Here is a 20,462-nt window from a genome sequence, read left to right on the forward strand (position 1 = left end):
TGTTTTGCTGCTGTTATGAAAACTTTGTTGACCACTTTCTTCCTCATCTTCTTTTTGTCGGCACATGCTCAGAAAGTTACCCGGGAAGTCCTCAGCACCAGGGATCTTGAGAGAATCGTTTTTTCCAGTGATGAGATCTATAGGATCTCTGTTAATACCGTACCCGGAAACGAGGTGATCATCACCACCCGTTCTGAAGGGGAATATTTTAATGAGATCAACCTGGAACATGAAGTTAACGGTAAAACTCTTTTTCTAAATTCCCAGTACCGGGAGATCCTTCAAAATGGTTTCGATAAATTAAGTGCCCATAAAGTATTTTCTATGGAGGTAGAGTTGCAGGTGCCGGAGGATATCATGTTAGAAATCAGTTCTAATCTGGCATCTGTTTATCTTTCAGGAGCTTTTAACAGTGCGTTGATTCAGCTCAAAAATGGTTCCTGTTATCTCGACGCCTTTATGGGAGATGCAGTGATCAATACCTTTGATGGCAATATTACCGGTACTGCAAGAAGTATGGATGTAGAGGCAAATTCCAGGCATGGAGAAGTCGACGTACCTCAAATTTTCCATGGAAATCATAAAATGGTACTAACCAGCATCAACGGAGATATAAAGCTCTCCGAAACTAAATAATATTAGTATTTTTGCCCCTGTTCAATTCAACTTCAATGTCCTTAAAGAAAGCCTCTGTAATTATTATTCTTATTCTGATTATCGATCAGGTCTCAAAGTTCTACATCAAGACCAACTTTATGTTGGGTGAGGAGATAAGGGTTTTTGACTGGTTCAGGATCTTATTTGTGGAGAATGAGGGAATGGCCTGGGGGGCAAGAATTCCTGGGGAATATGGAAAACTGTTGCTTACAAGCTTCAGGCTTGTTGCTATTGTAGGTATTGCTTACTGGCTTTGGGACTCTGTGCGTAAGAATGGCTCGAAGATCCTCATTGTTGCCATATCCATGATCTTTGCAGGAGCGTTCGGAAATATTATCGATTCTGTCTTTTATGGCGAAATCTTCAACCACAGTTACAATCAGGTTGCCAGCTTTATGCCGGAAGAAGGCGGGTACGGTACTTTAATGCATGGAAAAGTTGTAGATATGCTGTACTTCCCACTGTGGTCCGGTTACCTTCCGGAATGGTTGCCATTTTGGGGAGGTGAATATTTTACATTTTTTGAACCGGTATTCAACATCGCCGATTCTTCAATTACTGTTGGGGTATTTTTGCTTCTAATCTTCAATAAGAAAGCTTTTCCTGAACATGAAAAGGAAAAGAAAGAGCAGAAAAAGGCGGTTAGTTAAGCTACGTCTCTATCAAATATTTTCTCAAAACGTTTTAGTTCAATTGGTTTGATAAGGTAGTCTGTTACCATATTGAAGGACTTTGCCCGTTCGAGATCACGTGGATCTATAGAAGAGCTTACCACGTAGAGCGTGATCTTCTTATTGAAATTGTTCTTGATCTTCACAAATTCACTTAGGAATTCCCAGCCATCCATAACCGGCATATTGAGATCAAGAAAGATAATATCCGGTAGACGTTCCTCGCTTACGTTTTCAAGTATAGCCTTGAAATAATCCAGGGCTTCCTTTCCGTTTTTGAAGATGATCAAATTTTGAGAGAGTTTTTTGATCTCAATGATCTTCTTTACCAAATTAACGTAGATCTTGTCGTCATCAATAATACAGGCAAGTTCTATAGGATGCTCCATAACATTAGAATTTTATTTTAAAGGTGGTGCCTATATTTACAGTACTGGTGACAGAGATACTACCTCCCATCGCCTCGACCTGGTTTTTAGTTATAAACAAACCAATCCCGTTGGCTTCCGGGTGACGGTGAAAGGTTTTGTACATACCGAACATTTTGTCGCCATGTTCATCCAGATCTATTCCCATTCCATTGTCACTCACCTCAAGGTAATTTTCGCCATTTTCCTTGTAGGTCTGTATATAAATGACCGGTCTCCTGCCTTTAAACTTATATTTAATGGCATTCGTGATCAAATTTAGTAAAATACTCTCCAGATACTCAGAAATGTAATTTATTTCGTTCAACTTGTCAAATTCGGCGATGATCTCCGCATTTTCCCTTTTGATCAAAGAAGAAGTCGATGCGACGACCACGTCAAGAGCATCTGTAAATTTTACAAGCTGTCGTTCTTTTGTAAGATTGTTCTGTTTGGTGACAACTTCATTCAATTCACTTATCGCTTCCTCAAGATTTTCAGAAATGTCATTTACATTGAGCAAAAGATCCAGCTTGTCCTCTGCAGTCCTGGCTTCCCGAAGCAGCTGGGCAATAAGACTAAGGTTACTGCTATGAGAGCGCAGCTGGTGTGAAACTATGTGAGCAAAATTGAACAGCCTCGAATTTTGAGAAGCAATGATATCCAATGAATTCTGTAGGTTGAGCTCATTCGTTTTCTGTTCGTCAATATCCTGATAAACTCCCCGTATTCCTATTATTTCCTGATCGGCGTTATAAACAGGTTTTCCCGTAGCTCTAACCCAAAATTCCCTGTTGTGCAGGGTGCGCATTTTTATTTCGACCTTAAAAGGAATTCCGAATTTGGAACATTTTTTGAACATGGCTTCAACCTTCTCGTGATGGTCAGCAGCGTAAAACCTCATTTTGTCCTCGGGGTGAGGTTCATAATCCATTGGGCAGTCCAGGATCTTCTTAGTTACGTTGTCCCAGTAAACTGCGTTGGTATTTACATCTAAATACCAGCCACCGGTAGAGGTCATTTCTGCAGTTTCCCTGTAGTAAAAGAAGTTTTCCTCTATGGTATATTGATCGCGCTTTGCCTGATGTATGTTGACGAAAAGCAGGACTGCGGCGTCACTTACTGCTTTATCTCTGCTCTTTAGATTACGACATTCAAACCATCGGTACCTGCCGTTCTCGAGCTTTAGCCGAATTTCAGCATTAAAGGGTTTATAGCGGGTGGTAAGATTATCAAAGTGTTCCCTGAAGTCATAGCGGTAATCCTTATGCAGGATGTTATCCAGAAAATATTCGAACTTGTCATTCCCGGTATCCGGATTGCCTATGAGATAGTTAAAATGCTCCGACCAGGAGATCTCCTTAGTCAACAGATTGATCTTCCAGTAAGCTACATCAAAGTCTTCTAGAATACTGTTTAACTGGAGGTCGTTGAGCATTAAATAACCAGATTAATTGGTTTAAAAGTAATCTAAAACCTACTGGTTTACAAATTTTTGAAATTATATATTTTTTCAGGAGTAACACAAAAATCCAGCGGCACATCATGTTCATCGACCTCCAAAAATTTCTCCTCTGCACTAAAAAATGATAATCCTACTTTTATAACATCAGGTCTGCATTGTGAAAGAAACCTGTCATAAAAACCCTTTCCATAGCCTATCCTGTTTCCGTTCTCATCATAAACCAGCAAAGGAATAAAGACTACATCTATACTTGATGCCTCTATTTTGATCCCATCGACAGGTTCGGGGATGCCCCATTCATTCACCTTGATCACAGTTGAGTCTGTAAGTAAATAATTTGTAAGGTTACCGCTTTCGAAATCGGCTTTTGACAGCACCACATGCTTGTCTTTTCCCTGAAGAATATGAAGGATCCCCTGTGTATCCACCTCCCTCTTTTCAGAAATGCTTAGGAACAGGTGAAAATACTCTTTACCCCAAATGGGCAGGTTGAGCAGGTTGTTGGCAATTTCCAGGCTTCCCTCCTCAACCTCATCCACGGTTAGCATTTCCCGAAGTCTCTTATACTTGATCCGAAGCTTCTTTTTCCTGTTCATAGACTTCTTTTGAAATTGAGATATGAAAAATAGCGTCTCCCTGGTAGACTATAGGAGATTCGTTGACATTTATAATGTATCCCGTGTTGGGTGCTTTTACCTTGTGCCTTAATTTGCCGTATGGATCTGTAATGGTTGCGATATACTCGCCTTTTTCCACGTGTTTCCCGCAAGGTATCTTTACGTGAAGGAGTCCGCTGTACTTGGCCCTCATCCAGGTGCTGTATTCAATGAGGATTGTATCCCCGGTAGGGTCCGGTACTTCAAATTTTGGCTTGAGCATTTCAAAATGGGCGAGGATCCTCATCACTCCTTCCACGCCGTGCTTTGCCACATTCTTATTGCTGTCCCGGGATTTACCTCCTTCAAAAAGAAGGACAGGTTTTCCCTGCTTTGCGCAGGTTTCCCGGTAAGATTTGGTTATTGTCTTCGAGATAATAGTGAAAGGAGCATTGAAGATCTGGGCGTAATGCATTGCCATTTCCTCTCCTTTTTTAATCCTTATTTGAGGTGCGTTAAAACGACTGGCACCTCCTGTGTGAAAGTCCATACAAAAATCGGCTACAGGAAGGATCTTTTGAACGAACTGGTAAGCAAAGCGACTTGCCAAAGAACCATTTTTGGCACCCGGAAAAACCCGGTTAAGATCCCGGCCATCAGGAAACTCGCGGGTCATGTTAAGAAATCCGAAGACGTTAAGAATAGGGATGCAAATAATAGTTCCTCTTGCCGGTTTGTTGATCTCCTTTACAATAAGTTGCCTAACAACTTCGACCCCATTGATCTCATCTCCGTGGATACCTGCAGTAATAAGAATAACCGGCCCCGGTTTTTTTGACCTTTCAATGATGATGGGCACCTCTACATGCGTAGTGGTGTAAAGTTTGGCCATATTAAAGTTAATCGTGGCATTCTTTCCGGGGGCAACCTTCTTTCCAAGAATCTCAAGAACATTGTTCTCATCTATAGAAGCCATAAGCTAAACGTTTCGCTCAATGTAACGAATAATGGATTTTGCAATATCCTTTCCGGTTGCGTGCTCAATACCTTCCAGTCCCGGAGAGGAGTTCACTTCCAGGATCAAAGGACCACGGGAAGATTGCAGCATATCCACCCCGGCAACACCCAGTCCCATGGCTTTGGCCGCTTTAATGGCAGCATTTTCTTCCTCATCTGACAGCTGAATGATACTCGCAGTACCGCCCCGGTGCAGGTTCGAACGAAACTCCCCTTCTTTGCCCTGTCTCTTCATGGCACCCACAACATGGCCGTCGACAACGAAAGCCCTAATATCGGCCCCGCCGGCCTCTTTAATAAATTCCTGAACGATCACCCTGGCCTGCAGCCCATTAAAGGCTTCAATAACAGATTCGGCTGCGTTTTTCGTTTCAGCAAGAACAACTCCGAGGCCCTGCGTACCTTCCAAAAGTTTAATTATAAGAGGTGCACCACCTACGTGATCAATGACCTCTCCTACATCTTTTGAATAGTTAGTAAACACCGTTTTGGGAAGACCCAGTCGGGCCCGGGAAAGGACCTGCAGGCTTCTCAATTTATCACGGCTTCTCACCAAAGACTGGGATTCGGTTGTAGAAAAGACTCCCATCATCTCGAACTGGCGCACTACTGCCGTACCATAAAAAGTAACCGAAGCTCCAACTCTCGGGATCACTGCATCGGCGTCTTCTATGTGCCTGCCTTTATAATATATACTGGGGTGTTTTTTTTCAATAATTAGATCACATTTTAGAGGGTCGATTACCTCCACATTGTGATGTCTCTTTTTTGCAGCCTCGATTAATCGCTGGGTAGAATATAGGCTACTGTTCCTTGATAGGATCTTTATGTTCATTTTGTTTGTGCTTATAAGACAGGTCGTACAATTCTGTATCTACAATAAATTTTCGGGTAATAAATTTTCGCCCCAAAAGTACAGGAAATCTCATTTCCTGCCGGGCAGAAAGTGAAAGAGAAATTTTCCGTTTTTTTCCGAATAGAACGATAGTGGTTTGAATTTGATACCGCTTTTGTACAATACCGTTACTGCTCTTCACAAACACAATGTCATAGTCTGAAAAGCGATAAGGTCTACCGTTGTAAAGTGGATGCTCTTCATCCAAAAAAGTACATTTTAGCACTCCTTTTTCCTCTACAATGTGATCGCAATGTATGGAGGATGTGTAGGCCCCGGTGTCCACCTTAACAGAAATATCTTCCAGGTGCAGATCTGGGAAATCTGCCTTGTCAAAACGGCCGATGGTAACTTTTTCCATACCTGCAAGGTAGTAAAAGCAGATTTTTAAAATCTTAAGTATTTCTGAAAATATACTGAGCTGAATCTGAATAAACTAGCTCCTTTCTTGCCATTTTTGGATATCCTGAAGGAAGTTTGAGCACGCTGAAGTTTGGCTTGAGTATAATTTGAATCTCCAGGAGGTCCTTCCGTTTTAAAATATACTTACATTCTGAAAGTTCACATTAAAAGACAATTTCTAAAATTTTACCTTTGAAGGATGGAAAATAGTAAGCTGGAATTACAGTTAAAGACCCTTCCTGAAAATCCGGGAGTTTACCAGTATTTCGACAAAAACGGAAAGATCCTTTACGTGGGGAAAGCCAAGAATCTGAAGAAAAGGGTTACTTCCTATTTCACAAAGAACAACGACAGTCACCGCATAAGGGTGATGGTTAAAAAGATTCACGAGATAAGGCATATAGTGGTTTCTTCAGAGACCGACGCCTTGCTCCTGGAGAATAACCTCATAAAGAAGCATCAACCCCGGTTTAACGTGATGCTAAAGGATGATAAGACATATCCCTGGATATGTATCAAAAATGAGAGATTCCCAAGGGTTTTTGCTACGCGAAGACTGGTGAAGGACGGCAGTGAATATTTTGGCCCATATACCAGTTTCAAGACCATTCACACCCTAATGGATCTAATTAAAGGAGTTTATCAGCTCCGTACCTGCAATTATGACCTCGCCGAGGATAAGATCAGGAATGGAAAGTATAAAGTTTGCTTGGAATACCACCTGGGCAACTGTATGGGCCCCTGTGAAGCTTATGAAACTGAAGCCGAATACCAGAAAAAGATTGAAGCCATCCGACAGATCGTCAAAGGAAATTTCAAGGATTCTCTGCAACAGTTTCGGCAACAAATGAAAGAGCATGCTGAAAAAATGGAATTTGAGGAAGCTCAAAAGATCAAGACCAAAATCGACATTTTAGAGAACTATCAGGCGAAGTCAACGGTGGTAAATCCCAAGATCAACAATGTAGACGTGTTTTCTATAGTGAGTGATGAGGGTTATGGGTATGTCAATTTTTTGCAGTTGTCTCACGGGGCTATTATCAGGTCTCACACCATCGAGATGAAAAAGAAACTGAACGAGACCGATAAGGAGTTGCTTGAATTGGGGATAACGGAAATAAGGCAGCGCTTCAACTCCCATACCCGGGAGATCTATGTGCCGTTTAAAGTTGAGGTGGGGGAAGAGCTTAAGGTGACTGTGCCAAAACTCGGAGATAAAAAGCAGATCGTGGATCTCTCCACCCGTAACGCAAAGTACTTCAGGCAGGAACGGTTTAAACAGATGAAGATCGTAGATCCCGACAGGCATGTGAACAGGATAATGTCCCAGATGAAGCAGGATCTGCGCCTTAATGAAGAGCCAAGACATATTGAATGCTTTGATAACTCCAACATTCAGGGAAGTAATCCTGTAGCTGCATGTGTTGTTTTTAAGGATGGAAAGCCCAGCAAGAAGGATTATCGCAAGTTCAATATAAAGACTGTTGAAGGGCCTAACGATTTCGCTTCAATGGAGGAGGTGGTATTTCGCAGATATCGCCGGCTCCTGGAAGAAGGAGAACCTCTGCCGCAGCTCGTGATCGTGGACGGTGGAAAAGGGCAACTGACATCAGGAGTAAAAGCTCTGGAAACGCTTGGGCTCAGAGGAAAGATTGCTATTATCGGTATCGCCAAAAGGCTGGAAGAGATCTTTTATCCGGGAGATTCCATTCCGTTGTACCTCGACAAAAAATCTGAAACTTTAAAGATCATTCAGCAGTTGAGGAATGAGGCCCACCGTTTTGGGATCACCTTTCACAGGCAGAAGCGCAGCAGTGTTGCGCTAAACACAGAGCTTGAGGAAATCGCCGGGATTGGTGAAAAAACAGTGGTTGAACTCCTCAAGCACTTCAGGTCTTTAAAAAGGGTAAAGGAGGCATCGTTAGAAAGCTTATCTTCGGTTATAGGAAAATCCAAAGCCACGATCATCTACAGGTATTATCATTCAGAAAATGAATAAAAAGCTGTTCATACTTTTCCTCTGTATGGGAATCTTTTCCGGATTTGCACAGGAAAAAGATGATCCTAAGGTGGGATTGGTGTTGAGCGGAGGTGGTGCAAAAGGCCTTGCTCATATTGGGGTGCTCAAGGTTTTGGAAGAAGCAGGGGTACGGGTAGATTATATTGGAGGGACTAGTATGGGTGCCATTGTGGGGGCTTTATATTCTGCAGGATATTCGGCCAAACAACTCGACAGCATTTTTCAAACGACCAACTTTAATATCCTGCTCCAGGATGAATTGCCAAGAGGGGCAAAGACCTTCTATGAAAAACGGGATTCAGAAAAATATGCGCTCACCTTACCTTTTGACGACTTCAACATAAGTTTTCCTTCTGCTCTTTCCAGGGGGCAGAACGTCTACAATTTAATGTCGAAACTTACCTTTCATTTGGAGGACCAACAGGACTTTAGCGAACTTCCCATTCCATTCTTTGCTGTGGCCACCAATGTGGAGACGGGAGAAGAGGTGATCCTGGATTCGGGACATCTTCCACAGGTAATTTCGGCAAGTTCGGCCATTCCCAGTCTTTTTAATCCGGTGTTCATTGACGGTAAAATGTTAACCGATGGGGGCGTGGTAAACAACTACCCGGTGGAGGAGTTGCGTCGCCGGGGAGCAGAGATCATAATTGGTGTAGATGTGCAGGATACGCTCATGGAAAGGCAGGATCTTCGATCGGTGTTTGATATCCTTACCCAGATAAGCAACTTTGGAACTATTGATGATATGCGGGAAAAGATCGAAAAAACCGATATTTATATTGATCCCGATATCAAGCCATTCTCTGTAATGTCTTTTGAAAAAGGGGGGCAGATCATCGAAGCGGGTGAAGCTGCTGCCCGGGCGAAAATGGAGGAATTAAGAGAGATCGCTTCTGTGCAGCATTCAAAGGTTAAAGCCAGGCTGGAGATACCGGCAGCAGAAAAGCTGTTCATTAGAGACGTTCGAATTGAAGGGAACACTTCCTACCCCCGCGCATATGTTCTGGGAAAGCTGAAAATAAAATATCCCGACACCATTACTTACCGCGAGCTCAATCTGGGGATCAACAACCTTTCTGCCACCCGCAACTTTAACCGGATTAATTACAGGCTCGTACCTTTAAATGGGGGACATGTACTTGTAATGCAACTCGAAGAGAATCCCAACAAGACCTCTTTAAGGATGGGGCTGCATTACGACAATGTTTATCACAGTGGTGTGTTGTTGAATATAACACATAAAAGCTTTTTGGTAACCAATGATGTGAGCTCTTTGGATGTTGTGCTGGGGGATGACTTCAGGTACAGTTTTAATTATTACCTGGACAAGGGCTATTACTGGAGCGTAGGATTGCGCTCCCGGTTCAACAGCTTTAGTAAAGGAGTATCTTTTGATTTTGCACAGGAAAATGCAGAAATTGATGGTGATGAGATAAATCAGCTTGAAATAGATTATGAGGATTTTACCAATCAGATATATGCAGAAACCCTTTTTAAGCAGGTTTTTTCATTGGGAATGGGAATAGAGCATAAGCACCTGAACATTACTTCTGAAACTATAAACTCTCCTGCGCCCGGGGAACCATCTCCCGGAGAATTTGATAATAGCTCCTACTACAGCACTTACGCAAACCTCATCTATGACAGCCGGGACTATAAATATTTCCCTACCGAAGGCTGGTACTTTGACGGGGATTTTCACTGGTATGTACTCTCTTCCAACGACCGGGATAATTTTTCCCCTTTTTCTGTAGCTAAGGGAACATGGGGATATGTTTTCTCTCCAGCCGGGAATCTGGCAGTAAAGCTGTATTCAGAGGCCGGTTTCAGGATTGGGAGCAGGGAGAACAATATTTTCGATTTCTTTTTAGGAGGCTACGGCAATGATTTCATCAATAATTTTATCTCATTTTATGGCTATGAATTCATTAGTCTTTCGGGAGATAGCTTTGCGAAAGGACTTTTGGAGCTGGATTATCGCTTCCTGGATAAGAATCACCTGATCTTTAGTGCCAATTTCGCGAATGTGGAAAATGAGCTCTTTGAAGGTGGGGAATGGCTAAAGTGGCCCAGGTATTCCGGTTATGCTTTAGGTTATGGGCTGGAGACCTTTTTAGGGCCCGTTGAGGTGAAATATTCCTATTCTCCCGAAAGGCAGGTAAGCCAGTGGTATTTTAGTGTCGGCTTTTGGTTTTAGTGGTCCTTTAACGGGAATTCCAACAAAATTTATTGATATTTGTAACTGTTCCTTTAGAAATTTCAGGAACAACGAAAACGTTTTCATTAAAAGTTCAGAAAATGCCATTTTATCACACCCTTGGAAGAATTCCGCATAAAAGACATACTGTCTTCAAGAAGCCAGATGGCAGCTTGTATTACGAGCAGCTTTTTGGCACTATTGGTTTTGACGGAATGTATACCAACATGTATCATGAGCAACGGCCAACACAGGTAAAAGAAATTAAAGGAAGCTATGATGTGACACCAAAGGTAGCTACCGAAAAAAATATTCAGTCATACAGGTTTAAAGGATTCCAGGTAAAGCCTGAACCCGATTACCTGAAGAGCCGAAAGGTGGTACTCACCAACAGTGATGTGGATATTGCTCTGGCAGCTCCACAGCAATCAACCAGGGACTATTTTTATAAGAATGCCGACTCAGACGAGTTGCTTTTTATTCACAAAGGAAGCGGAAAATTAAGGACCCATCTGGGGAATCTGGATTTTAAATATGGAGACTACCTCTTGATCCCAAGAGGAACCATTTATAAGTTAGATTTTGATGATGAGGTGAACAGGCTTTTCATTGTAGAATCCAGGCGCCCTATCTATACTCCCAAGCGCTACAGGAATTATTTTGGACAGCTACTGGAGCATTCCCCTTTCTGCGAAAGGGATATTAGAAGGCCCTATGAGTTGGAGACCAACGACGAAAAGGGAGATTTTCTCATCAAAATAAAAAAGCAGGGGAAGATCTTTGACATGGTCTACGCTTCGCATCCTTTTGATGTAGTTGGCTATGACGGTTATAACTATCCCTACGCGTTTTCAATTCACGACTTTGAACCAATAACGGGACGTATACATCAACCACCTCCGGTTCATCAAACTTTCGAGACCGATGCTTTTGTGGTATGTTCTTTCTGCCCGAGGTTATATGATTATCATCCCGAAAGTATTCCTGCGCCATACAGTCACAGTAATATAGACAGCGATGAAGTACTTTATTACGTCGACGGGGATTTTATGAGCCGAAATGATATCGAAGCGGGACATATTTCCCTGCATCCTGCGGGAATCCCGCATGGTCCACATCCCGGAGCCGTTGAACGCAGTATAGGACAGACCGAAACTGAGGAACTTGCGGTTATGGTCGATACTTTCAAACCGTTGATGGTTACAGAGGATGCAATGGAAATTGCTGATGATACTTACCATAAATCCTGGCTGGATCACTAAATACAAGAGACTCAAAAGTGCTATTTTTGAGGAGTGTTAAATTTTTAGTTTAAATCACGTCGCATCGCGGCTCAAAATATTATTATATGTCTTCAGATAACACCACAGAATTGAAAAAGACGGTACCACAGGCAGAAGATTTTCTACCTATCCTGGGTACAGATTTCGTCGAACTATATGTTGGAAATGCCAAGCAGGCAGCATTCTATTATCAGCAAGCCTGGGGATTTCAACCGGTAGCTTATTCAGGATTGGAATCGGGAAGTAAGGACCGTGTTTCTTATGTACTTCAACAGGGGAAGATAAGGTTGGTTCTTACGAGTCCTTTACAGCCCGGGGGAGAGATCAATGCTCACATCGACAAACATGGCGATGGTGTAAAAGTAGTAGCACTTTGGGTAGATGACGCACGTAAGAGTTATGAAGAAACCACAAAAAGAGGTGCAGAATCTTACTTTGAACCAAAAGAGATTAGTGATGAGCATGGACATGTCGTTCTTTCCGGGATCCATACCTATGGAGAGACCGTTCACGTGTTCGTGGAAAGAAAAAATTATTCCGGTCCTTTTTTACCCGGTTATAAAGAGTACAAGCCGAATTTCCAGGTAAAAGAAACAGGTTTGAAATACATCGACCATATGGTTGGAAATGTGGGCTGGAATGAGATGAACAAATGGTGCGAATTCTATGCTAAAGTAATGGGTTTTGCGCAATTGGTTTCTTTCGATGACAAAGATATTTCTACCGAATATACTGCCTTGATGAGTAAGGTGATGAGTAACGGAAACGGAAGGATAAAATTCCCGATCAATGAGCCTGCCGAAGGAAAGAAAAAATCTCAGATCGAAGAGTACATCGACTTTTACAATGGTGCAGGAGTTCAACATATCGCCGTGGCGACAGATAATATTATAGAAACAGTTACAAATCTTCGTGACCGCGGAGTGGAATTTCTTTATGTTCCCGAAACCTACTACGATGATGTTCTTGACCGGGTGGGAGAAATAGATGAGGAACTGGAACCTTTAAAAGAACTTGGGGTGTTGATTGACAGGGATGATGAAGGTTACCTTCTGCAGATCTTTACCAAACCCGTTTTGGACCGTCCTACTATGTTTTTCGAGATCATCCAGAGAAAAGGGGCTCAATCTTTCGGAAAAGGTAACTTTAAAGCCCTTTTTGAAGCCATAGAAAGAGAGCAGACTTTGAGGGGGACGCTCTAATTTTTAGAGTTTAAGTTTAAATAAGACAGATTAAAACTTAAATATCCTGCATATTTATTCTAATTGCGTTAAAGTAAAAATTTTAGTTGCATACCTTGTACTTATATAAGACTTTTGCACCGCAATTTTGGAGTGGTTACCAGGATTGAGAAAAAAAACACTTTTTTTTCATAATTTAAGTTTTAGTTGGTTAATAAGATTAAAAACCCCGTCATTCATTTGACGGGGTTTTTTGATTTAATACATTTGGAATAGAAATTGTAATTGCTTAACCGAAGAAGAAAAATCTACTCATACATGAAGAAAATTGCTGCAGTTATAATTTCACTTATTGCTCTAAACGTTTCAGCTCAGTCCCACCAGGCTTTTGAGGCAGGAGAATGGTTCAGGTTTCGCATTCATTACGGGATGTTCAATGCCAGCTTTGCAACCCTTGAAGTCAAGGAAACAACCCTTAGAAATAAACCGGTTTATCACGTAGTGGGTAAGGGTAAATCTACCGGGCTGTTACACCTCTTCTTCAAGGTGGATGATAACTACGAAACCTATATGGATAAAAGAAACGGAGCGCCTTTAAGGTTTATTAGGCAAATAGATGAAGGAGGTCATACTAAGGACCTGCTCATCGATTTTGACCACGATAGTAATACAGCTCATGTTTTTAACCGGAAGCACAATGAAAGGAAGAGCTATTCTGTCCCCGATAATGTACATGATATGCTCTCTTCATTTTACTATTTAAGGAACAACCTGGATGTAAAATCTCTGGATCAGGGGGAGATGTTCAATATTAAAATGTTCATAGATGACGAGAGTCACGATTTTAAGTTAAAGTTCCTGGGGAGAGAGGTTGTAAAAACAAAAATGGGTAATATTGCAGCACTAAAATTTCAGCCCTATGTACTTGCAGGCAGGGTATTTGAGAAAAAAGAAAGCCTTACAATCTGGGTCAGTGATGATAAAAACAGAATTCCTCTAAAGATCAAAGCAGATCTTGCCGTAGGTTCTCTTGATGCTGATTTGGATGCTTTTAAAGGTTTAAAACATCCTCTCAATATTATAATGAAGTAGAAATGGAAGGTATACAACCCGAGATAGCCGAAAAGGTACGGCAACTGGAAGAGAAATTTCGAAATTCCGGTCAGGACCTCGGCTCCTATCTCGATGGCCTTCTTTACGACAAATATCTTACTTACTGGGATTACATCCACCTGGATACTCTGCTAAGTCTTCAAAATCCAAAAACTCATTTTCCTGATGAAGAGATCTTTATAGGTTATCATCAGATCACCGAATTATACTTCAAGCTTATAATTCACGAGCAAAAGCAAATTGTAGAGAGCGAAGAATTAAGCGTTTCATTTTTTATCGAAAAGATCAACCGGATTGTTCGCTACTTCAGGATACTGGCCAATTCTTTTGATGTGATGATAAGGGGAATGGAGCGGGAACAATTTTTGAAGTTCCGTATGGCTTTATTGCCCGCCAGTGGTTTTCAGTCTGCTCAATTCAGAATGATCGAGATCTTTTCGACACCTCTGGAGAATTTGGTGCATAATGAAGTAAGGGAAAGCTTCAGAAGTGATAAGAGTATCGAGGAGCTGTTTGAAAATGTCTATTGGAAGAGAGGGGCGACTAACCTGGATACGGGAGAAAAAACGCTTACGCTCAGACAGTTTGAAAAAAAATATACGAGTAGATTTCTTAGAACCGCCAACAGGCTGAAGAACAACACTATCTATGAAAAGTTTCAGCAGCTTTCTGCTGAAGATAAAGACAATAAAAATCTTAGGGAGGCGTTGCGTACTATGGATACAGCAGTCAATGTGAACTGGCTGTTGGTGCACATTGGTGCTGCGCAAAAGTACTTGATCGGAAAGAACGAAGCAGCGGCACCGGCTACGGGAGGTACTAACTGGAGGCAATTTTTACCACCTAGCTTTCAAAGGATTACGTTTTTTCCTGAACTTTGGAATGAAGAGGAAAAGAAGAACTGGGGCAAACAATGGGTTGAAGAAATGATAACACAATAAAAACTATAAGAGTGAAGAGATTTAGTTACCTGCTAATGTTGATGATTGTTATTACTGCGTGTAATAATAAAGAAGAAAATCCTGAAATAGCCGATAACATAAGCGAAGTAAAAGCGCCGGCAATTATTAAGGAATATGGATTTGTGCTTAATGATTACGAGGTGGTGCGGGATACGATCCGGTCTGGGGACAGTTTCGGACTTCTGTTGGGAACACACGGGGTTGATCCAAACAAGATCTTTGAGATCGTAAATAAAGTGAAGGATACCTTTAATCCCCGAAAGATCGTAATTGGAAAGCCATATACTATTCTTAAGGAGAGGGATTCTGCCCAAACTCCAAAAGCATTTATTTATGAGAATGATATCATCAACTACACGGTAGTGGATCTTCGTGATAGTATCTCGGTTTATACTGCTAAAAAACCTGTGACAGTCACAAAGAAGTCGGTATCAGGAATAATTAATTCCAGTCTTACCGAGTCGATCCAGGATGCTGGTCTCAGTTACCTTATTTCTCACGAGATGAGCAATATATATCAGTGGAGTATCGATTTTTTCAGGTTGCAAAAAGGAGACAGGTTTAAACTTGTTTACAATGAAAGGTACATAAACGATACGATCTACGCGGGAATAGAAAATATTGAAGCCGCAGTTTTTTTCCACCAGGAAAAGCCTTATTATGCTTTTAGTTTTATGGCCGATTCAGTTTCAGGTTCCCGTGATTATTACGATGAAAAGGCCCGTCCGCTTCAAAGTTTCTTTTTAAAAGCACCACTAGATTATAAAAGGATCTCTTCCCGCTTTAGCCCGAGAAGATTTCATCCGGTTCAAAAGCGCTGGAAAGCTCATAAAGGAACCGATTATGCTGCGAACCATGGCACCCCGATCTGGAGTACCGCAAATGGAGTGGTTATAGCCTCTTCATATACTGCCGGAAACGGTAATTATGTAAAGATCAAACATAATGACATCTATACTACCCAATACCTTCACATGTCAAAAAGGGCAGTTAAGCAAGGGCAACGGGTAAAGCAGGGTGATATCATTGGTTATGTTGGAAGCACCGGACTGGCTACCGGTCCTCATGTTTGCTACAGGTTCTGGAAAAATGGCGTACAGGTTGATCCTTTCAGGCAAAATCTTCCTGCGGCAGAGCCAATAGAAGATAAATACATCCCCTCGTATTTCGCTGCTATAGAACCTTTGAAGGATGAGCTGAATAAAATTCAATTTCAAGATAAAGAACCCATTTGATGACAAATACTAACCCGACCAATACTAAAGCCTGGGAGAAACTCCAGGCTCACTTTTCTGAAATAAAATCCCTGAACCTAAAGGAGGCTTTTAATAAAGATCCGAAAAGAGCCGAAGCTTTTACACTTCAATGGGAGGATCTTTATGTGGACTACAGCAAGAATCTAATCACCGAAGAAACTAAAAAGCTTCTTGCTGAACTTGCAGATGAAGCCGGATTAAAGGAGGCTGTAAATGCCCTTTTTGAAGGGGAAGAGATCAACAGGACCGAGGGTCGTGCAGTTCTTCATACTGCCTTACGTGCACCAAAGGAAGCTGAAGTGAAAGTTGGTGGAGAGAACGTAATACCTGAAGTTTTCGAGGTAAAGGAAAAGATCAGGAATTTTTGCTATGAGGTGATAACCGGAGCAAAAAAAGGATTTACAGGTAAGGCTTTTACAGATGTTGTGAACATAGGAATTGGAGGATCAGATCTGGGCCCCGTCATGGTAACCGAAGCTTTGGAATATTATAAAAACCACCTGAAGGTGCATTTTGTTTCCAATGTTGACGGCGACCATGTGCAGGAAGTGATCAAGGATCTAAATCCTGAAACTACTTTGTTCGTAATTGTTTCCAAATCTTTTTCTACCCAGGAAACCCTTGCAAATTCCACTACTATTAGAAAATGGTTCACTAGAAAAGCTCCGGCCGATGCGGTTGCAAAACATTTTGTTGCAGTTTCCAGTAATGTAAAGGCAGTACAGGAGTTCGGAATTGAGACCGAAAATATTTTCCCCATGTGGGATTGGGTTGGCGGTCGTTTCTCTCTTTGGAGCGCAGTGGGGCTTTCCATCAGCCTGTCAATTGGGTATGACAATTTCGAATCTCTTTTAGAGGGCGCCCATAAAATGGATGAGCACTTTAAGGAGACTGCTTTCGAAGAAAATATTCCGGTGCAACTGGCACTTTTGACGATTTGGTATAACAACTTTTTCAAAGCTGAAACTCAGGCGGTAATACCATATACTCAATATCTTCACAGATTTCCGGCTTATTTGCAGCAGGCGATCATGGAGAGTAACGGGAAAGGTGTAGATCGCAATGGGAATGATGTGAATTACGAAACCGGAAACGTCGTGTGGGGAGAACCGGGAACGAACTCACAACATGCTTTTTTCCAGTTGATCCATCAAGGTACCAAACTTATTCCGGCAGATTTTATTGGCTTTAAAAGATCTCTGCACAATGAGAAGGAACACCATGATAAGCTAATGGCCAATTTCTTCGCCCAGACAGAAGCTTTGCTGCAGGGGAAAACTTCCGAAGAAGTAAAAGAAGAGCTGGAATCAAAAAAGATGGACTCTGAACAGGTGAAAAAATTGCTTCCGTTTAAGGTTTTTAAAGGGAACAATCCTACTACGACCATTCTTTTTGAAGAACTTACTCCTGAAAGCCTGGGCAAATTAATAGCACTCTATGAACACCAGATCTTTGTGCAGGGAATTATCTGGAATATATACAGTTATGATCAATGGGGAGTCGAATTAGGAAAGCAGTTGGCAACAACAATTCTTAACGAAATTGAAAAAAACGACGTTGGCTCGCATGATTCTTCGACTTCAAATTTGTTAAAATATTATCTTCAACAGTGACAGACTGTTAAGTACTTTTAAGTGTATTTTGGTAACCCGCTGGTTTTCAGCGGGTTATTTATTGTTATATAGTATGGTGTAAGTAGCTGGAACTGTGGATAATTCTTAACCATAAGTTAAAGGATAATTTAGAAGAAAATCGTTCTTTTGCATCAACTTTTTAAACACAAACTAACAAATTACACAATGAGGAAATTTTTAGCATTAGCGTTTTTCTTAACGTCGGCTACAATTTTTGCACAAGGAGTGGTTACCGGTACGGTAATCGATTCTGACATGGATGCGCCGCTACCGGGTGCTAACGTACTGGTAGTAGGTACCCAGGCAGGTGGGATGACCGACTTTGGCGGTAAGTTTAGCATTGAGACCGACCGTTCGGGCGGTTTTATTGAAATAAGCTACGTCGGGTTTGAGACACTCCGAGTGCCATTTTCAGTTACAGGTGGTCAAACTGTCGATCTTGGCAGAATTCTTCTTTCCCCAGATGCAGATGCATTGGAAGAAGTGATCATTACTACTTATTCTATCGCAATCGATAGAAAAACTCCGGTGGCAGTTTCAACTATTAAAGCTGAAGCTATTGAACAGAGACTGGGTAACCAGGAATTTCCTGAGATCCTTAAGTCCACTCCCGGAGTATACGCTACTAAAGGTGGTGGTGGATTTGGAGATTCAGAAATTCGCTTAAGAGGTTTTGAATCCGAAAACATTGCAGTACTTATCAACGGTATTCCTGTGAACGACATGGAAAATGGTCGTGTTTACTGGAGTAACTGGGCAGGTCTTTCAGATGTTACCAGGTTCATGCAGGTACAAAGAGGTCTTGGAGCTTCAAAAGTGGCTGTGCCTTCTATTGGAGGAACAATTAACATCGTTACCAAAACAACTGACGCTGAGAAGGGTGGAAGTGCTTTTTATTCTATTGGAAATGACGGGTATGAAAAAGTAGCTGCTACAGTTTCAACCGGAAAGATGGATAATGGTTGGGCAGCAACCGTTTCTGGAGCAAGAACTACAGGAAACGGATATGTTGATGGAACCGAATTTAGTGGTTTCTCTTACTTCTTTAACATTGCTAAAGAGTTTGGAGATCATGAATTATCTTTAACTGCGTTTGGAGCACAACAAAGACACGGGCAGCGTCAAAATGCTCTTCCAATTGAATTGTACAGAAGAAGTGAGAGCGGAACTCGTTTTAATTCAGATTGGGGTTATATGAATGGTCAGGTTACTCACATTGAAGATAACTTTTACCACAAGCCACAAATATCTTTGAACCATTATTGGGATATTTCCGATAATACTCAGCTCTCTACTTCAGCTTATGCTTCTTTCGGCTCCGGTGGTGGAGGTGGATACGGCGGGGTTAACAAATTTGGTGTAGGAGATTTCAATGATCCTAATCCATATAGATTTGGTTACCTGCAGCCTGTGAATCTTGACCTTATTGTCGAGGAAAACATGGAGCGTGGAGCTTTAGGTTCTGAGACTTACCTTAGAGCTTCAAGAAATGATCACCAATGGTATGGGGTGCTTTCTACCATTTCTTCTGAAATATTTGAAAATGTTGAATTTACAGGAGGTGTTGATTTCAGATATTACCAGGGAGAACACTTCACTGAAGTAACCGATCTTCTTGGTGGACGTTTTGTTTTTGATGATGCTGATGAAAATAATCCTTTAGCTACTGCACAAGTAGGGGATAAAATTGATTACCACGACATAGGAACTGTTCTTTGGGAAGGTCTTTTCGCCCAGGTTGAGTATTCTCAGGATGCATTATCTGCTTTTGTAACAGTTTCGGGTTCGAATACCTCGTACAAGAGAGAGGATTTCTTTAACTATCTTGATACAGATCCTGCAAGAGAGACAGATTACCAACATTTTCTTGGTTACATGACAAAAGGTGGTGCTAACTACAACCTTGATGACAGGAACAATGTTTTTGCCAATATAGGCTACTTTGAGAAAGCACCATTTTCGAATGCTGTTTTCCTTAACTTCATGAATGATATTAACGAAGGTGCAGAAAACCAGAAAGTATTTAGTGCAGAGCTTGGGTACGGTTACCGAAGCACTAAGTTTAGAGCAGATTTGAACATTTATCGTACTGAGTGGAATGATAAGACATTTGTACAAAGGTTCCAGCAGCCTGATGGAACTACGGCGTCTGCTAACATTCTTGGCCTTAATGCTCTTCACCAGGGTATTGAACTTGAGTTCAATTATCGTCCAGCCTCAAAACTTACTCTTAATGGTATGATTTCTGTGGGAGATTGGACCTGGAGAAACGATATTACAGATGTGGATATCTACAACGAGGAGCAAGAACTAATAAGAACTATTAACTTGTATGTTGCGGATCTCAAAGTAGGTGGATCTGCACAAACTACGATGGCTGCAGGAGCAGATTACGAAGTTTTCGAAGGTACAACCGTACGTGTGAACTGGAACTACTTTGATGACCTTTATGCAGAGTTTGAGCCAGAGACAAGAAGTACAAGAGAACTTGGACAATCCTGGGAATTACCGGAATACGGTCTTGTTGATTTCGGTGTGACTCATAAATTCGACATTGGAAACCTTGAGGCACTTCTTATGGGTAACGTAAACAATGTCCTGGATACTGAGTATATTTCTATCGCCCGTGGAGGTATCAATGATGGTGTATTCTACGGTTTTGGAAGAACTTTCAACATTGGGGCAAAAATTAACTTCTAAAAA

The 20,462-nt window shown here is 41.6% G+C and carries 17 protein-coding genes; 11 read left to right on the forward strand and 6 right to left on the reverse strand.

From position 1 onward, the window contains the following. The first annotated feature begins 15 nt into the window (after positions 1–15). Complete coding sequence (locus tag VR862_RS04225) at positions 16–636, forward strand: hypothetical protein (protein ID WP_324719715.1); 621 nt, start codon at positions 16–18, stop codon at positions 634–636. Between the two features lie 35 nt (positions 637–671). Continuing rightward, positions 672–1,307: a lipoprotein signal peptidase gene (locus VR862_RS04230; RefSeq protein ID WP_324719716.1), complete on the forward strand. Its 636-nt coding sequence runs from the start codon at positions 672–674 to the stop codon at positions 1,305–1,307. On the opposite strand, the gene VR862_RS04235 is transcribed toward VR862_RS04230, so the two are convergent. From VR862_RS04235 to VR862_RS04260, 6 genes are read right to left on the reverse strand one after another with little or no spacing between them, the layout of a single operon-like run. Continuing rightward, positions 1,304–1,717, reverse strand: a complete 414-nt coding sequence (locus VR862_RS04235; RefSeq protein ID WP_324719717.1) for a response regulator — start codon at positions 1,715–1,717, stop codon at positions 1,304–1,306. The genes VR862_RS04230 and VR862_RS04235 overlap by 4 nt on opposite strands. A 4-nt stretch (positions 1,718–1,721) precedes the next feature. Next, the gene (locus VR862_RS04240; protein WP_324719718.1) at positions 1,722–3,173 is read right to left on the reverse strand and encodes a sensor histidine kinase; all 1,452 of its coding nucleotides are present in this window, start codon (positions 3,171–3,173) and stop codon (positions 1,722–1,724) included. Between the two features lie 47 nt (positions 3,174–3,220). Further along, a complete protein-coding gene (locus VR862_RS04245; RefSeq protein ID WP_324719719.1) occupies positions 3,221–3,796 on the reverse strand; it encodes a 5-formyltetrahydrofolate cyclo-ligase in 576 nt (191 codons plus the stop codon). Continuing rightward, entirely contained in the window at positions 3,762–4,772 is a 1,011-nt protein-coding gene (locus tag VR862_RS04250; protein ID WP_324719720.1) for a succinylglutamate desuccinylase/aspartoacylase family protein, read from the reverse strand. The genes VR862_RS04245 and VR862_RS04250 overlap by 35 nt, the downstream gene beginning before the upstream one ends. Positions 4,773–4,775: 3 nt before the next feature. After that, positions 4,776–5,648 carry a 30S ribosomal protein S6--L-glutamate ligase gene (rimK, locus tag VR862_RS04255; RefSeq protein WP_324719721.1) on the reverse strand — a complete coding sequence of 291 codons (873 nt, stop codon included), beginning with the start codon at positions 5,646–5,648 and terminating at the stop codon, positions 4,776–4,778. Next, on the reverse strand, positions 5,617–6,069 hold the full coding sequence (locus VR862_RS04260) for an ATP-dependent zinc protease family protein (protein WP_324719722.1): 453 nt from the start codon (positions 6,067–6,069) through the stop codon (positions 5,617–5,619). Before VR862_RS04260 ends, rimK begins: the two co-directional genes overlap by 32 nt. A gap of 240 nt (positions 6,070–6,309) precedes the next feature. On the opposite strand from VR862_RS04260, the gene uvrC reads away from it, so the two are divergent. From uvrC to VR862_RS04305, 9 genes are all read left to right on the forward strand, one after another. Beyond that, on the forward strand, positions 6,310–8,109 hold the full coding sequence (gene uvrC / locus VR862_RS04265) for an excinuclease ABC subunit UvrC (RefSeq protein ID WP_324719723.1): 1,800 nt from the start codon (positions 6,310–6,312) through the stop codon (positions 8,107–8,109). 25 nt (positions 8,110–8,134) lie between these two features. Further along, positions 8,135–10,330, forward strand: coding sequence for a patatin-like phospholipase family protein (locus tag VR862_RS04270; RefSeq protein WP_324719724.1), 2,196 nt, complete (start codon positions 8,135–8,137; stop codon positions 10,328–10,330). A 101-nt stretch (positions 10,331–10,431) separates the two neighbouring features. Beyond that, positions 10,432–11,592 (forward strand): homogentisate 1,2-dioxygenase, encoded by a 1,161-nt coding sequence (locus VR862_RS04275; RefSeq protein WP_324719725.1) that lies wholly within the window; start codon positions 10,432–10,434, stop codon positions 11,590–11,592. Positions 11,593–11,678: 86 nt separating this feature from the next. Continuing rightward, positions 11,679–12,815: a 4-hydroxyphenylpyruvate dioxygenase gene (gene hppD / locus VR862_RS04280; RefSeq protein ID WP_324719726.1), complete on the forward strand. Its 1,137-nt coding sequence runs from the start codon at positions 11,679–11,681 to the stop codon at positions 12,813–12,815. A gap of 297 nt (positions 12,816–13,112) precedes the next feature. Next, positions 13,113–13,886, forward strand: a complete 774-nt coding sequence (locus tag VR862_RS04285) for a DUF3108 domain-containing protein (RefSeq protein ID WP_324719727.1) — start codon at positions 13,113–13,115, stop codon at positions 13,884–13,886. A 2-nt stretch (positions 13,887–13,888) separates the two neighbouring features. Continuing rightward, on the forward strand, positions 13,889–14,848 hold the full coding sequence (locus tag VR862_RS04290) for a tryptophan 2,3-dioxygenase family protein (RefSeq protein ID WP_324719728.1): 960 nt from the start codon (positions 13,889–13,891) through the stop codon (positions 14,846–14,848). An 11-nt stretch (positions 14,849–14,859) separates the two neighbouring features. Beyond that, entirely contained in the window at positions 14,860–16,104 is a 1,245-nt protein-coding gene (locus VR862_RS04295; protein WP_324719729.1) for a peptidoglycan DD-metalloendopeptidase family protein, read from the forward strand. Then, the gene (gene pgi, locus VR862_RS04300) at positions 16,104–17,738 is read left to right on the forward strand and encodes a glucose-6-phosphate isomerase (protein ID WP_324719730.1); all 1,635 of its coding nucleotides are present in this window, start codon (positions 16,104–16,106) and stop codon (positions 17,736–17,738) included. Before VR862_RS04295 ends, pgi begins: the two co-directional genes overlap by 1 nt. Before the next feature lie 186 nt (positions 17,739–17,924). After that, on the forward strand, positions 17,925–20,459 hold the full coding sequence (locus tag VR862_RS04305) for a TonB-dependent receptor (protein WP_324719731.1): 2,535 nt from the start codon (positions 17,925–17,927) through the stop codon (positions 20,457–20,459). Positions 20,460–20,462 lie beyond the last annotated feature (3 nt).

Source organism: Salinimicrobium aquimaris (assembly GCF_035607535.1).
Lineage (GTDB): Bacteria > Bacteroidota > Bacteroidia > Flavobacteriales > Flavobacteriaceae > Salinimicrobium.